General features: G+C 60.8%; 11 protein-coding genes. 8 read left to right on the top strand and 3 right to left on the bottom strand.

What is annotated here, in order from left to right:
* Nucleotides 1–524: 524 nt before the first annotated feature.
* The 8 genes from B5V00_RS14830 to B5V00_RS14795 all read left to right on the top strand — a co-directional run bounded on the left by B5V00_RS14830 (nucleotide 525) and on the right by B5V00_RS14795 (nucleotide 11,931).
* Nucleotides 525–2,429 (top strand): polysaccharide biosynthesis protein, encoded by a 1,905-nt coding sequence (locus B5V00_RS14830; protein WP_085011616.1) that lies wholly within the window; start codon nucleotides 525–527, stop codon nucleotides 2,427–2,429.
* Between the two features lie 164 nt (nucleotides 2,430–2,593).
* The gene (locus B5V00_RS14825; RefSeq protein WP_085011603.1) at nucleotides 2,594–3,079 is read left to right on the top strand and encodes a hypothetical protein; all 486 of its coding nucleotides are present in this window, start codon (nucleotides 2,594–2,596) and stop codon (nucleotides 3,077–3,079) included.
* Nucleotides 3,080–3,214: 135 nt separating this feature from the next.
* Nucleotides 3,215–4,558: an outer membrane beta-barrel protein gene (locus B5V00_RS14820; protein ID WP_085011602.1), complete on the top strand. Its 1,344-nt coding sequence runs from the start codon at nucleotides 3,215–3,217 to the stop codon at nucleotides 4,556–4,558.
* Nucleotides 4,559–4,696: 138 nt separating this feature from the next.
* A complete protein-coding gene (locus tag B5V00_RS14815; protein WP_085011601.1) occupies nucleotides 4,697–5,494 on the top strand; it encodes an SLBB domain-containing protein in 798 nt (265 codons plus the stop codon).
* A gap of 2 nt (nucleotides 5,495–5,496) precedes the next feature.
* Entirely contained in the window at nucleotides 5,497–5,931 is a 435-nt protein-coding gene (locus B5V00_RS14810; RefSeq protein WP_085011600.1) for a GxxExxY protein, read from the top strand.
* 54 nt (nucleotides 5,932–5,985) lie between these two features.
* The gene (locus B5V00_RS14805; protein ID WP_085011599.1) at nucleotides 5,986–8,148 is read left to right on the top strand and encodes a GumC family protein; all 2,163 of its coding nucleotides are present in this window, start codon (nucleotides 5,986–5,988) and stop codon (nucleotides 8,146–8,148) included.
* Between the two features lie 639 nt (nucleotides 8,149–8,787).
* On the top strand, nucleotides 8,788–9,486 hold the full coding sequence (locus B5V00_RS14800) for a tyrosine-protein phosphatase (protein ID WP_085011598.1): 699 nt from the start codon (nucleotides 8,788–8,790) through the stop codon (nucleotides 9,484–9,486).
* Nucleotides 9,487–9,582: 96 nt separating this feature from the next.
* Nucleotides 9,583–11,931, top strand: coding sequence for an O-antigen ligase family protein (locus B5V00_RS14795; protein ID WP_085011597.1), 2,349 nt, complete (start codon nucleotides 9,583–9,585; stop codon nucleotides 11,929–11,931).
* A gap of 50 nt (nucleotides 11,932–11,981) precedes the next feature.
* Here B5V00_RS14795 and B5V00_RS14790 read toward each other — a convergent pair whose 3' ends face one another.
* The 3 genes from B5V00_RS14790 to B5V00_RS14780 are packed head-to-tail and all read right to left on the bottom strand — an operon-like array spanning nucleotide 11,982 to nucleotide 13,833.
* Entirely contained in the window at nucleotides 11,982–12,500 is a 519-nt protein-coding gene (locus B5V00_RS14790; RefSeq protein WP_085011596.1) for a hypothetical protein, read from the bottom strand.
* Between the two features lie 2 nt (nucleotides 12,501–12,502).
* Nucleotides 12,503–13,087, bottom strand: coding sequence for a methyl-accepting chemotaxis protein (locus B5V00_RS14785; RefSeq protein WP_085011595.1), 585 nt, complete (start codon nucleotides 13,085–13,087; stop codon nucleotides 12,503–12,505).
* On the bottom strand, nucleotides 13,084–13,833 hold the full coding sequence (locus B5V00_RS14780) for a SurA N-terminal domain-containing protein (protein ID WP_085011594.1): 750 nt from the start codon (nucleotides 13,831–13,833) through the stop codon (nucleotides 13,084–13,086). Before B5V00_RS14780 ends, B5V00_RS14785 begins: the two co-directional genes overlap by 4 nt.
* Nucleotides 13,834–13,929 lie beyond the last annotated feature (96 nt).

Below are 13,929 nucleotides of genomic sequence, written 5' to 3'. Positions count from 1 at the left end.
ACAATGGTTTATCAAAATAAATTCTATTATGGGGACGACTTCTCAAAAAAATCTCAAAATTCCCCCCGGGAAAGGAAAAAAAGAAAAAAAAGACGAATTGTCTTTCGCCATGCGGAATCGTCACGGGGAAACCCTGTAGTGCCGGGGCAGGATTTGGAGGAGCGAGGCGAAGGCCGTGAGACGGGAGATGGGAGACGTGAGATGTTAAGTCTTTACATCTCCCATCTCCCATCTCCCATCTCCCATTCAAGAAAGGGCGGATGAACGTTGATAGGGCAAAAGCAGAAGGCTTTGGGGTTTGGATTGATCCGCTTTTTCTGCGTAAATCTTGCGGCGGATTGGTTTGAGGATCAAGGATCAAGGTGCGGGGCCGGTTGGCCCCGCATTTTTTTTCAAAAAACCCCCCGGTACCCCCAAAATTTGAGATTTTTTTGAGATGCGGTCTCTATACTCCCCCGATAGATCAAATCAGGAGGCTTGTTATTTTCAGGCAGGGATTGAAAAGCTGCGACTGGGGGGAGTTCATGGAGAAAACGGCGGAGGTTCTGTTCAATCACCGGCGGTTGACCGTGCTGGCGATCAAGATGACCTTGATCTGTCTCGCTTTTCTGTCGGCGTTTGCCTTGCGATTCGACCTGGTGATTCCCGGGGAATACTGGAGTACCATCGCCGCGCTGATCGCGCCGCTGCTGCTGATCAAGCTGCTGGTGTTCCGCCAGATGGGTCTTTCCACCGGCTGGTGGCGTTATGTCTCGCTGGCCGACGCGCTGTCGATCTTCAAGGCGAACCTGGTCGCGTCGGTCCTCTTCATCGTCTATGTCTCTCTGGTGCATCGTCTCGACAACGTCCCACGTTCGGTGCTGGTACTCGACGGGGTGCTCTGTTTTCTCTTCGCCTGCGGCATCCGTCTGCTGACCCGGGCTTACCGGGAGGACTACCTGCCTTTCTTCAGCCGCTCCGGGGGAAGCCGGACCCGTATCCTGGTGATCGGTGCCGGTAATGCCGGTCAGGCGATTGTCCGGGAACTGCGCCAGAACCCCGATCTGAACATGGAGGCGGTCGGCTTTCTGGACGCCGACCCGACCAAGCAGCAGAAGTCTTTCCAGGGGGTCAAGGTTCTCGGCGGGACCCATGAGCTGGAGTCGATCTGCCAGGCCTACCGAGTGGATGAGGTGATTATCGCCATCCCCTCGGCTTCCGGGAGGGCGATGCAGGACCTGGTGACGCTCTGCCAGACGGCCGGGGTCAAGTTCAAGACCCTGCCGGGGGTCGGTTGTCTGATTGACGGCCGGGTCTCGGTGCAGCAGTTGCGGGACGTCGACATGGAGGATCTGCTCGGTCGGGAACCGGCCCGGCTGGAAATGGATGAAATTGGCCGCTACCTGACGGGGAAACGGATCCTGGTCTCCGGGGCCGGGGGCAGTATCGGCAGTGAGCTGTGCCGCCAGGTGGCCCGTTTCAAACCGGCACGCCTGATCCTTTACGAACATGCCGAGACGGCCCTGTTTCATGTCGAGAATGAACTGCGGGCGAGTTTTCCGCAGCTGAACGTTCTTCCGGTGATCGGCGATATCCGGGACATGGCGCGGGTTGACAGTATTTTTGCGGAATATGCCCCGGAGGTCGTGTTTCACGCGGCGGCCTACAAGCATGTGCCGATGATGGAATGCAACCCGGCCGAGGCGGCCAACAACAACGTGCGCGGCACCCGGGTACTCGCCGATGCCGCCGACCGCTACGGGGTGCGCAATTTCGTCATGATTTCAACCGACAAGGCGGTCAACCCGACCAATGTCATGGGGGCTTCGAAACGGGCGGCGGAAGTCTATGTGCAGAATCTCGCCCGGCGCAGCATGACCCATTTCGTCACGGTGCGGTTCGGCAATGTACTCGGCAGCAACGGCAGCGTTATCCCGACCTTCCGTGAGCAGATCCGCAAGGGGGGGCCGGTGACGGTGACCCATCCGGAGGTGACCCGGTTTTTCATGTCGATCCCGGAGGCGGCCCAACTGGTGCTGCAGGCCGGGTCCATGGGCAACGGCGGTGAAATCTTCCTGCTCGACATGGGATCCTCGGTCAAGATCGTCGAGTTGGCCGAAACCATGATTCGGCTGTCGGGGTTCAAGCCTTATGAAGAGATCGACATCGAGTTCACCGGTCTGCGGCCGGGGGAAAAGCTCTACGAGGAGTTGCTGGTCGGTGGTGAGGGGATCAAGCCGACCCGGCATGAAAAAATCCGGGTGGCCGCCTCGACGGAAACCGACTGGGACTGGCTGAACCGGCGGCTGGATGATTTGTACGAAGCGTCACGCCATTACCTGGCCGCCGAGGTGCTGGCCCTGTTGCAGGAACTGGTTCCCGAGTACCGGCCGGTGCCCCGGTTTCCGAGCGGCGAGGTGGAGCGGGTGGAGTCGTTCACTTCGGTTTGAAAAAGGGGGCAGGGGAGAGGAGCAGGAGGCCTGATGATCGGCCCTGAAACTCCCGTTGCAGCGGGCTTTGGTCGTTGACTTGCCCCGTTGTCTCTGCCTAGTATCAAAGTTTATGGGAAAACAGCTATTCAGTTCCGTATGAAACCCGAACAAGGGGGGAGGACATGATGAAAAAACTGGTTGTTCTGATGTTTGTGCTGGCCCTGGCCCTGCAGGCATTTGCCGCTGAAAAGCAGGGTGGGGCCGTGGGGGCCGAGACCGATTGCGCCAAGGATGTGCGGCCCGCGGTCAACACCCTGTTTCAGCAGGGGCAGAAGGAAGGAAAATCCCTGGAGCAGATGATCCGGCAGGCGCTTGAGCTGGGGCCCAACCTCTGTGGGGTGCTGGTGGTCGCCAACGAACTCGGCTATCCGCAGAAGGATGTCCTCAACGCTCTGGCTGATGCCGGGGTGGCCAACGAAGTGATCGCCCGGGCGGCGGTCGATGCCGGCTACGACCGACGGATTGTCGGTGAAGTGGTCGGGCTCGACGAACTGGCCGGCCTTGGTTACACCCCCGCCGGGGCCCCCGGCGCGGTGGTCGCGAACCCGACGACGGTCGGCGGCGGCGGTCGTATCAGTACGTCGATCAGCCCGTCGAAGGTGCAATAGAGGTTCGAGGCGCGAGGCGCGAGGTTCTAGGTTCAAGGTCGTATTCAGGCGCTTCGCGCCTGCACAGGACCTCTGGCCCCTGGCCTTTGGCCTTTGGCCAGAATCATTCAATTTTTTCTATTCAGGAGGCATCCGATGAAATCTTTATCCGCCCTTGTCGGGCTGATGTTGCTCGTGTGTCCGCTGACCGGGTGGGCGGCCGATGCGGCGCCGGCGACTCCAGAGACGATGGAAGCGCCGTCGGGCTATCTGCCGTCGCCGCCGATCGCCGGACAGGTCCAGACCGCCGGAGAGATCTTCGGTGCCGAGAGCGGTTACCTGCATCCCTACCTGGCGGTTGGTGAGGTCTATACCGACAACTTCTTCAATACCCCGGGAAACAAGGAAGAGGAATTCACCACCGTTGTCACCCCCGGTCTCTGGCTTGCCTTCCCCGGGATGAAGACCCGCCCGGAGAAGCTGGCGACTCTCAATACCGCGGCCGGCGGCATGCCGCTGACCCGTTTTCGGCAGAACAGCGGCCACCGCCTGCAGGGTTACGCCGGTTACAGCGCCGACTTCTACAAGAACAAGAATTTCACCGACCAGGAGAATACCACCCAGCGCGGTGAGGGGATGATTGATGTCAACCTTCGCGGCGGCCTCGGCCTGAACCTGGCGGCGGTCTACGAGAATACCCAGGATCCCTACTCGACCGGCGCCAGCAATTCCCGGCTGGTCGACAAGTACACATCCTACCTGTTTGACGGCATCGCCAGCTACGAAGTCGGCCCGAGGCTGACCCTGCGCGCCAATCTCGGCTACTACAGCCTCGATTATGATGCCGACCGCAACGCCTTCCGTGATCGTGATGATTTCAAGGCCGGTGCCGCGGTCAGTTACCGGGTACTGCCGAAGACCCGGGTCTTCGTCCAGTACGAGTATGTCGATGTCGATTATGACCAGGGGATTCAGGATGACAGCGTAGAGAACCGTTATTTTCTCGGTCTCCACTGGGACGTGACCGGCAAGACCCAGGGCATGATCAAGGGCGGTTATGAACAGAAGGATTTCAAGCAGAGCGGGATCAGCGATGAGGATAATTTCATTGCCGAAGTGCAGCTGACTCACCAGTTCACACCCAAGTCGAAGCTCAGCCTGAGCGGTACCCGGCAGACCAACGAATCGGATATCGCCGGCATCAGCAATCGCCTCACCTATCTCGGGGCGGCTGTCTACACCCAGCAGCTGACCGCCAAGACCAGTCTCAAGATTGATTTCTCCTACAATCGCGACGAGTACCAGGATCTGCTCACCTTCGGCGGCAAGACCGATTTCCGTGACGATGACTATTTCCGCATCGGCGCCGGTATCGGCTGGTCGGCCCTGCGCTGGATGAACCTGAGTCTCGGCTACAATTACGGCAACCGCGATTCGAATTTCGATCGTTTCGATTACGAGAACAGCACCTTCTACGCCAACCTGATGGTGATGATGTAGGGCCGGGTCGAAGAGCCGGCAGGGGCGAGGTTCAAGGTTCGAGGTTGTATTCAGGCGCTTTGCGCCTGCACAAGACCTCTGGCCCCTGGCCTCTAGCCTCTGGCCTTTAGCTTTCAGACTGTTGAAAGAGGATTTTTAATGAAACACGCATTGTTGAGCGCCCTGGCGGTTATGCTGCTGGGGATCTGCTTCATTCCCGCCGTGGCGGCGGGGGAAGCGGATTACCACGTGGGGGAGGGGGATGTTCTGAAGGTGACGGTCTATGACCACCCCGACCTGACGACGACGGTGCGTATCGCCGGCGGCGGGAGCATTATCTTTCCGCTGATCGGTGAACTTTCCATCGACGGGCTGTCGGTCAGCGAGGTTTCGGAGAAGCTCTCCGCGGCCCTGGCCGACGGCTACATCGTCAACCCGCAGGTGTCGGTCTTCGTTCAGGAGTTCCGCAGCCGCAAGGTGGTGATCATGGGTCAGGTCGACAAGCCGGGGCTGTACGAAATGTCCGGTCCGACCACCCTGCTGGAGCTGATTTCCAAGGCCGGCGGCCTGTCGCGGGATGCCGGTGACCGGGCGACGGTGCATCGCAAGGTCGACGGTCGGGAACAGATCATCCGCATCGATCTCAAGCGCCTGCTTGAAGAGGGGGACAGTTCTCTCGATATCCCCCTGGTGACCGGCGACAACGTCTTCGTGCCCAAGGCCGGAATGGTCTACGTCACCGGTGAGGTCGACAACCCCGATTCCTACAAGATCGATGACAACACCACTGTCATCATGGCGGTCACCAAGGCCGGCGGTTTCACCAACCTTGCCTCCAAAGGCCGGGTCAAGGTGATCCGCAAGGTCGACGGCAAGGAACAGATTTTCGAAAAGGTGCCGATGAACATGGTGGTCAAGCCGGACGACGTGGTGGTGGTCCCGGAGAGTTTTTTCTAGGAATGGCCGCAGAAAAAGCGGAAAAAACTGAAAGAGCAGGATTTGCAGGTGAGTCCCCGCCTGGGGATGAAATTACCCGTCGCATTATCTGTTGCTTCTACACGGTCTACAACCGCCTGGGGTTCGGCTTTCTGGAAAAGGTCTATGAAAGAGCCCTGGCTTACGAGTTGACCAAGGCTGGCCTTTCGGTCCAGTGCCAGGTGCCGATTCGGGTCCATTACGATGGTCTGGCGGTCGGCGAATTTTTCGCCGATATTCTCATCAATGAAGAGGTGGTCGTCGAGCTTAAGGCGACTAAGAAACTTGCTCCGGAACATGAAGCACAATTGTTGAATTATCTCCGGGCGACCGACCTTGAAGTCGGCTTGCTGCTCAATTTTGGGCCCGAGCCGGTCGTCAGGAGAAGAGTTTTTCGAAAGCTCAGGCAGTCCGGTTAATCCGCTTTTTTCCTGCCTTTTCCGGTTTTTCCGTGTGCAAAGGTTGAAAGTTTTATGAATTCTGAAGAAATCCATTTGCGTGATTATCTGCGGGTCATCAGCAAGCGTCGCAACCTGGTGATTACCGTCTTCCTGCTGATTTTCGTGATGGTGGCTCTTTACACCTTCGCCCGCACGCCGCTCTACGAGGGGACGACCAAGGTCCTGATCGAAAAGGCGCAGCCGAACGGCATCTCTTCCGAGACCGCCTACCGTTTCTACGATCCCGAGTTCTACGAGACCCAGTTCCAGCTGATCAAGAGCCGGGCGGTGTCGCTGCGGGTGGTGCGTAATCTCGACCTGCTCGGCTCGGGGGCGCTGCAGAGCGACGCTGACGGGAAGGGCCCGTCGTGGCTGTCCGAGCTGATCGATACGGTTTTGACGGTGATCGGCAGTACGCAGGACGAGGATGCGGCTCCTGCCGATCCGCACGAGCAGGAGATCGCCCTGGCTGACGCGATCAGCCGTGACCTGTCGGTGCGGCCGTTCAAGAACAGCCGTCTGGTGACCATCAGCTATCGATCGCCCGACCCCGTGTTCGCCGCCCGCATCGCCAACGCCACCGCCAAGGCCTATATCGAAGAGACGCTCAACATGAAGCTCGATTCGACCCGCCTGACTCTCGACTGGATGACCCGTAAGGCTGCCGACGAGAGGAAGAAGCTGGGGCAGGCGGAAAAGGTGATGCAGCAGTACATGGTTGCCAACGACATCGTCACTCTCGAGGACCGGCTGGCGGTGACGCCGCAGAAGCTGTCGCAGATCAGTACCCAGCTGGTCAATGCCGAGGCGCACCGCAAGGAGCAGGAGACCCTCTACGCCCAGGTGCGCAAGGCGGCCGGGAATACCGCCGTGGCGGTTACGATTCCGGCGATCGCCTCTGATCCGGCGCTGCAGACCCTGCGCGCCGAGATTCTCAAGGCGGAGCAGCATATCATGGAGCTGTCGGGAAAATTCGGTCCCAAGCATCCGGTGATGAAAAAGGCGGTCGGCGACCTGTCCATTCTGAAGAAGAAGCGCGACCAGGAGATCACCCGGATCATCGCTTCGATCAAGAATGAATACGAACTGGCGGTTTCCAACGAGGAGAACCTGCGCGCGCAGATGCAGCGGACCAAGGCCGAAGCGCAGAACCTGAATCAGAAATTCATCCAGTACGGCGCCCTCAAGCGGGAGGTCGAGACCAACCGTCAACTTTACGACGCGCTGATGCTGAAGATCAAGGAACAGAGCATCACCAAGGAGACCCAGCCGGTCAACCTGTGGATCGTCGAAAAGGCCTCGACCCCGGACCATCCGGTGGCTCCCAACAAGCCGAAGAACCTGCTGCTCGGCATTATCGTCGGCCTGATGGCCGGTATCGGCCTGGCATTCTTCGTCGAGTATCTCGACAACACCGTCAAGTACCCGGAAGAGACCGAGAAGGCCCTCGGCTTGTCGGTGCTCGGCCTGGTGTCGCTGTGGAAGGATAAGGGCCGGAACCTGGAGAAGGTGCTGCTGGAACAGCCGCGCTCGACCTACGCCGAGAATTACCGCGCGCTGCGCACCGCGGTGCTGCTGTCATCGGCGGAGGGCGCCCCGGGGAAGATCCTCATCACCAGTCCCGGAGCGGCGGCCGGCAAGACCACAACCGCCGCCAACCTGGCGATCGCCCTGGCTCAGGCCGGCAAGAAGGTGGTACTGCTCGACGGCGACATGCGCCGTCCGCGGCTGCACAAGGTGTTCGGCAAGAGCAACAAGCACGGCCTCTCCAACTACCTGGCCGGCGGCAGCGGCGAAACCCTGCTGCAGAAGGGGCCGGTGGAGAACCTGGCGCTGATCACCTCTGGACCGATTCCGCCCAACCCGGCGGAGCTGCTGTCATCAACTAGGATGGCCCGGCTGCTGGACGGTCTGGAAAAGGATTTCGACATCATCCTCTGTGATTCGCCGCCGTTGCTGACCGTGGCCGACGCTCGCATCATCAGCCGCCTGTTCGACGGCACCATGCTGGTGGTCCGTGCCCGGCAGACCACCTTCGAGATGGCCGGCAAGGCGGTCAAGTCTCTCGCCGACATCAACGCCCCGATCCTCGGCATGGTGATCAACGCCCTGGAACTGAAGAAGAGCGATTATTACTACCAGTATTATTATCAGTCATACTATGGCGAGGAGCCCGAAGCTCAAGGGCAGGGCTGATGAAAAGCCCCCATCTGCGTCGTTGCCCTCCCCCCTGCGTCAACGACGTACCTTCCGGTACGCCTTATTCCGCAGGGACTCGGGCGCCTCGCATCTGGAGACTTTTGATCAGCCTCGGGGCGTTGTTTATGACGTGAACCGGGTCTCGCTGTTGGGAGGTTTTGCAGGGCTGATGAAAAGCCCCCATCTGCGTCGTTTCCCTCCCCCCTGCGTCAACGACGTACCTTCCGGTACGCCTTATTCCGCAGGGACTCGGGCGCCTCGCATCTGGAGACTTTTGATCAGCCTCGGGGCGTTGTTTATGACGTGAACCGGGTCTCGCTGTTGGGAGGTTTTGCAGGGCTGATGAAAAGCCCCATCTGCGTCGTTTCCCTCCCCCCTGCGTCAACGACGTACCTTCCGGTACGCCTTATTCCGCAGGGGCTCGGGCGCCTCGCATCTGGAGACTTTTGATCAGCCTTGGAACATCGTTTTTGCGTGAACAGGCAACAAGAGGACAGTCCCTTTAATGAGGGTTTGGGACCAGGGGGTAGCGGTCCCGTGCAGGCGCACAGCGCCTGAATACAACCTCGTGCCTCGCGCCTTGCGCCTCGTGCCCGTGCAAATCAATCATGGGCGCGAGGCGGAGTCATCGCGTCCATGATTGATTTGCACTGCCACATACTTCCCGATGTTGACGACGGCCCTTCCGACCTGGAGGGAGCGCTGGCGATGGCGCGGGTGGCGGCGGCGGACGGGATACACAAGCTGGCGGCCACGCCCCATGTGCCGTACAGCGGTCTCGACCGGGCGCAGATCGCCGCTCGGGTCGCCGCTTTCCAGGAAGAGATCGACCGCGCCGGGATCGACCTGCGGCTCTATGTCGGTGCCGACGCCGCGACCAGCATCGGTGCCGAGGCCCTGGCCGCCCACCCGTTGCACGATGGTCCCTACCAACTGATCGAATTTCCCCATACCCACCTTCCGGCCGATGCCGGTGAACTGGTCTTCGAGCTTCTCAATCGCGGCCGGGTGCCGATCATCACTCACCCGGAACGCAACCCCTCGGTGCTGCGGTCGCCAGACCTGATCGGCGAACTGGTCGCTGCCGGGGCGCTGGTGCAGATCACCGCCGAGAGTCTGACCGGCGGGTTCGGCCCCGAGTCCCGCGCCTGCGGCCGCCACCTGCTGCGAAACGGCTGGGTCCACCTGCTGGCCAGCGACGGTCACAGTGCCGACTGGCGGCCGCCGGTTCTTTCAAAGGGACTCAAGGTGGCGGGGCGGGTGATCGGCAAGGCCGCCGCCCTGAAACTGGTGGTCGACAACCCGGCGAAGATCCTGGCCGGGGAGGGGTTGTAGGTTCGAAGTTCAAGGCTCAAGGCTCAAGGCTGCAAACTGCAAACTGAAGGAATGGGGACTGTCCCCGTGATATGAGGCTGGCGGCTAAGGGTTCACATGCTCAATGCGTTACTGACAATCCTGATTATTGCTCCGCTGGCCTATGGCACCACCGGTTCCTGGGCGCAGCTTCTGGTCCAGGGGGCGGTCTTCGGGCTGCTGCTGGTCTGGGCGCTGGCGGTCGCGCGCGGTCGCCGGCGTGCTTACCGGGTGCCGGGGACGCGGCTGCTGCTGTTGCTGGGGATATTTCTGCTGCTGCAGTGCCTGCCGTTGCCGCCGGCCATGCTGAAAATCCTCTCCCCGACCGCCTGGCGGCACTACAGCGAAGGGGTCTGGCTGGTTTCCCCCGGCAGCTGGCTGCCGTTGTCCATCAACCCGCGTGCCAGCCTGCTTGAAATCTTCCAGCTCTTTTCCGGGATCGCCGTCTACTTTCTGGCGGTACAGCTGATTGACAGCCGGGTGGCGCTGCGTCGGACGTTGACGGTGGTGGTCTGCTTCGCCGGGCTCTACGCCCTGTTGGCGATTTTTTACAGCCTTTTTCCCAATGGCCGCATCCTCTGGGTTCTCCATCCCTGGCCGCCGGGGACCGCGCAGCAGTTCGGCACCTATGTCAACGGCAATCATTACGCCGGGTTGATGGGGATGCTGCTGCCGCTCTGCGTCGCCTGGTTCCTGGTTCACAAGCCGCAGACGAGTTACAGCAACTGGCGCGAACAGCTGGTTGATTTTTTCAGCGATCCGCAGGCTAGTCCGCACCTGCTGTTCGGCATGGGGTCGCTGCTGGTCGCGGTGTCGATATTCATTTCCGGATCGCGCGGCGGCATCCTGAGCTGTTGCGGGGCGCTGCTGCTGTTCGGTCTGCTGTTGGTGCTGCGCGGTTTTGATCGGCGGCGGGGGATCCTGCTGGCGGTCTTTTTCGCCCTGCTGCTCGGCGGCGTCGGCATCTTCGGCTGGGAGCCGATCTTTGCTGATTTCGCCCGGTTGCGGGCTGTCGACGGCAGCCTGCAGGAGCAGCGCCCGGACTACTGGCGGGACAGCGGCCAGATGCTGGCCGATTATCCCCTGGCCGGCACCGGTGTCGGCACTTTTGCCGATGTCTACCGGGGTTACCAGACGGTTCCGACTTTCGGTCATGTCGTTGACCACGCGCATAACGATTATATTGAGTGGGCGACCGATAACGGACTGGTCGGCAGCCTCCTGCTGACGGCGGCGCTGCTGACCATCCTGTTCACCGCCTGGCGTCAGTTGCGCAGGCGCCGGACCCTGATGTCGAACTATCTCGGGATCGGCTGCCTGGCCGGGCTCGGCAGCATCGCCCTGCACAGTCTGACCGATTTCAACCTTCGTATCGGCGCCAACCTGCTCTGGTTCGCCCTGCTCTGGGGGCTGCTGATCGCGGCGGCGGCGACCCGTTCACGAGCGGGGCGGGTCACCAGCGATCTGGTGCCTGCGGGTGGCAGGAGCGGACGAATCGCCGCCCCGGCGGCCATGGTGCTGTTGTTCAGCTTCCTGGTGCTGCGGGGAGGCGTCTGCGGCGGACTGCTGGCGTTCGCCCCGGTCGAAGGAGTCAATCCACGGGAGATCCGGGAACCGGGCCAGCTGCAGGCGTTGCTCGGTGCCAGCCGACAGGCGGCGGCACGGGATCCGCTGCAGGCTGATTATCACTTTGCTGTCGGCAACCTGTTGCGGCTCTCCGGCAACCGGGAGGAGGCGTTTTCCTCCTATCTGCGCGCCCTGCGTTGTCGGCCCCTGGACGGGGAAATTCTGCAGCAGACGGGGCTGCTGCTGGCCGGTCAGGGGCGTGATGAGGCGGCGGAGAGCCTGCTGCTTCAGGCGGCCGCGCTTGATCGGATGACGGCTGAGCGCCTGCGGGTGCTGGGCAACTGGCAACTGCGCCAGGGGCGGCGCGAGGACGGGGTCAACAGCCTGCGCCGGGCACTGGCGCTGGAGCCGAAGCGGACGCGGAACTACCTGACGTTGCTGATCCTGTCGGGATTCAGTGACCGGGAGTTGCGCGCCGTGCTGCCGTCCCTCTCCGGCCCCTGGCTCGACTATGGTGATTACCTCGTCGAGCGGGGCATGACGACGGCGGCGGAAGAGGTCTACCGGCGTTCCCTGGCGTTGGCCGACGGAGAAAATAACGGCTCCGGTGCCTATCACCGGGTAGCGCGTTACTACGCCCGCAGGAAAGAGTGGGCTCTGGCCCTGCAGGTGATCACCGAGGGGCTGGAGAGACGTGGCGGTGATGCGTCGCTCTATCGCGCCGCTGGAATCTATGACCTGCGCAGCGGACTCGATCTTCAGGCCCGTGAAGCCTTTCAGCAGGCGTTGCGGCTCAATCCGCGCGACAAATGGGTGAGGAAGCAGCTGCAGGCGCTGAATCAAGGGGACGTTGTTAAGTAATTCACTTTTGTTCCAAAAGTGAATTACTTAACAACGTCCCCCCCTTCCCACTACAACTGGCTCTCCACATACTGCGCCAGCAGCTCATGGACCTTGGTCGGCGGCGCGCGGTTGAAGTAGTGGTGGATGACGGCGTGGGCGAGTTCGTGGGCGAAGACCCGGGATTTGACGTCATCGACGGAGATGTAGATGGTGTTGGTTTTGGGGGAGAAAAAGGCGATGAAGCCTTTGCGCAGCCGGTACTGTTCGGCGTAGATCTCGTCGACCCGGCGGCGGTCCGGGAGCAGCACGACCTTGAACTTGAATCCCTTCGGCCGCATATCGAGGATCTCCTGCACCCGCGCGGCGAACTGGTCCAGCTTTTTGCGCACCTCGTCATCGACATGGGCGCTGCTGCTTCCGAAGGAGAAGAAACCACCGTCAAGACGGACCTTGCTGTTGAACCGTTGCAGCAGCTCAACGCGGTCGTAGCTGAGTGTCGCGTACCGCGAATGGATTTCTCCCGCGGTCGCAGGGGCCGCCGCCAGCAGCAGAAGCAGGCCGGCGGCGAGCGGGCAGGCAAGGCGCATGGTTACCCTGAGCGAAAACGGTATCCCTTCAACAGGTCGAGAATCCCCTGATTCTCGGCCCGTGCCTGGCGCAGCAGCAGTGCTTCTGCCGCGTCGCCCTCCTGCAGTTTCTCCAATATTGAATCGAGGTGTTCACTGCGGGCCAGTATGGCCCGCAAATCGGTATTTAGAGTGTCGTTGGCGGCATTGAGCTTGCCGGCGGCCTGCTTGGCCTCATCCTTGCTGCGCAGCACCACCCGCCAGTCGAGATCGCGATTGCTGATGGCCTCGAAGGTCCGTTCAAAGCGGAACAGGGGGCCGGCGACCCGGTGGGTGAGGAACATCGACACCAGGGCGATGAAGACGCCGACGGTGATCAGGAAGATCCAGTTGGCCTCGACCAGTTCGCGCAGCAGCACCAGGGGGGTCTTGCCGAACTGCAGCTGTTGGCCGCTGTAGGCGATGGTGAGGTGGTCCTGGGAAAGAAAGCTGAAGATCAGGGCGAAGAAAATCACGCCGGCAAAACTGAAAGTGAAGTACAGGAAGATGAAGCGGCCCTGGAATTCCTTGTTGATAAAGAAGTTGCGGCGTTTGTAGTGGCGTTTCATTGCTGCCCCTCCCGCTGTTTCAATAACGGTGATTTTTCGATCCGCGCAGTGCGGCGCAGGTCATTCATCCAGGCATCGAGGGCCAGTTGTCGTCGACCGTCGGTGAGCAGTCGGCGAATTTCGTCATCACTGAGTTCAACGGCCGTCCCGCTGTCTTTTATCTGCTCGACGCGCAGCACGCAGTACTGGTTGCCGACCGGGAAGGGGGCGGTCTCCTGGCCGTTTTTCAGCGGCAGCAACTGCAGCTGCCAGGCAAGTGGCAGGGCGTTGAAATCATCTTCGATGGTTCGGGGCGGCCGCACTGGGTTCCTGTCCTGCGGATTGTCGTACAGCCCCTGTTCCAGGCGGTAACGTCGCGTGCTGCAGGCCCGGTATGCGGCGATATCCCGATCGCTGACCTTGGGCGAAAGCTGGTTGGCCATCCGGTCCAGCAGCAGTTTGATCAGGGATTGTTCGTACTGGTCCTGGATGGCCCGGCGGAAGGATTCTTCGCGGTCGATGCCTCGACGGCGGGCTTCCTGGATAAGCAGCTCGCGGGTGATCAGGTCGTCGATGAAATCATTGAGGCTGCGATAGGGGTAGGAGGCGTACTGCTGACGGCTGTCGATTTCCTCGATGCTGATGGTGCGCCCGTTGACGGTCAGGGCCGCGTCATCTTTTGTTTCCGGTTTAAGCAGATGGCCGGTGGCCACAACGGCGAGTCCGGCGGCGACAATGATCCCGATGATGTAATAGATGTAACGCATGAGTCCCTCCTTATATTCATCGGATCAATATTGAAATAATTTAGGTTCGAGGTTCGAGGTTCGAGGTTCGAGGTTCGAGGTTCGAGGTTCGAGGTT

The organism is Geothermobacter hydrogeniphilus, assembly GCF_002093115.1.
In the GTDB taxonomy this organism is placed as follows: Bacteria; Desulfobacterota; Desulfuromonadia; order Desulfuromonadales; family Geothermobacteraceae; genus Geothermobacter_A; species Geothermobacter_A hydrogeniphilus.
The sequence above is the reverse complement of the archived record's forward strand: the minus strand, read 5'-3'. Positions and strand labels throughout refer to the sequence as shown.

Excerpts from the sequence above, each read along its gene's own strand:
- B5V00_RS14830 (WP_085011616.1), top strand. The coding sequence starts at position 525 with ATGGAGAAAACGGCGGAGGTTCTGTTCAATCACCGGCGGTTGACCGTG.
- B5V00_RS14825 (WP_085011603.1), top strand. The coding sequence starts at position 2,594 with ATGATGAAAAAACTGGTTGTTCTGATGTTTGTGCTGGCCCTGGCCCTG.
- B5V00_RS14820 (WP_085011602.1), top strand. The coding sequence starts at position 3,215 with ATGAAATCTTTATCCGCCCTTGTCGGGCTGATGTTGCTCGTGTGTCCG.
- B5V00_RS14815 (WP_085011601.1), top strand. The coding sequence starts at position 4,697 with ATGAAACACGCATTGTTGAGCGCCCTGGCGGTTATGCTGCTGGGGATC.
- B5V00_RS14810 (WP_085011600.1), top strand. The coding sequence starts at position 5,497 with ATGGCCGCAGAAAAAGCGGAAAAAACTGAAAGAGCAGGATTTGCAGGT.
- B5V00_RS14805 (WP_085011599.1), top strand. The coding sequence starts at position 5,986 with ATGAATTCTGAAGAAATCCATTTGCGTGATTATCTGCGGGTCATCAGC.
- B5V00_RS14800 (WP_085011598.1), top strand. The coding sequence starts at position 8,788 with ATGATTGATTTGCACTGCCACATACTTCCCGATGTTGACGACGGCCCT.
- B5V00_RS14795 (WP_085011597.1), top strand. The coding sequence starts at position 9,583 with ATGCTCAATGCGTTACTGACAATCCTGATTATTGCTCCGCTGGCCTAT.
- B5V00_RS14790 (WP_085011596.1), bottom strand. The coding sequence starts at position 12,500 with ATGCGCCTTGCCTGCCCGCTCGCCGCCGGCCTGCTTCTGCTGCTGGCG.
- B5V00_RS14785 (WP_085011595.1), bottom strand. The coding sequence starts at position 13,087 with ATGAAACGCCACTACAAACGCCGCAACTTCTTTATCAACAAGGAATTC.
- B5V00_RS14780 (WP_085011594.1), bottom strand. The coding sequence starts at position 13,833 with ATGCGTTACATCTATTACATCATCGGGATCATTGTCGCCGCCGGACTC.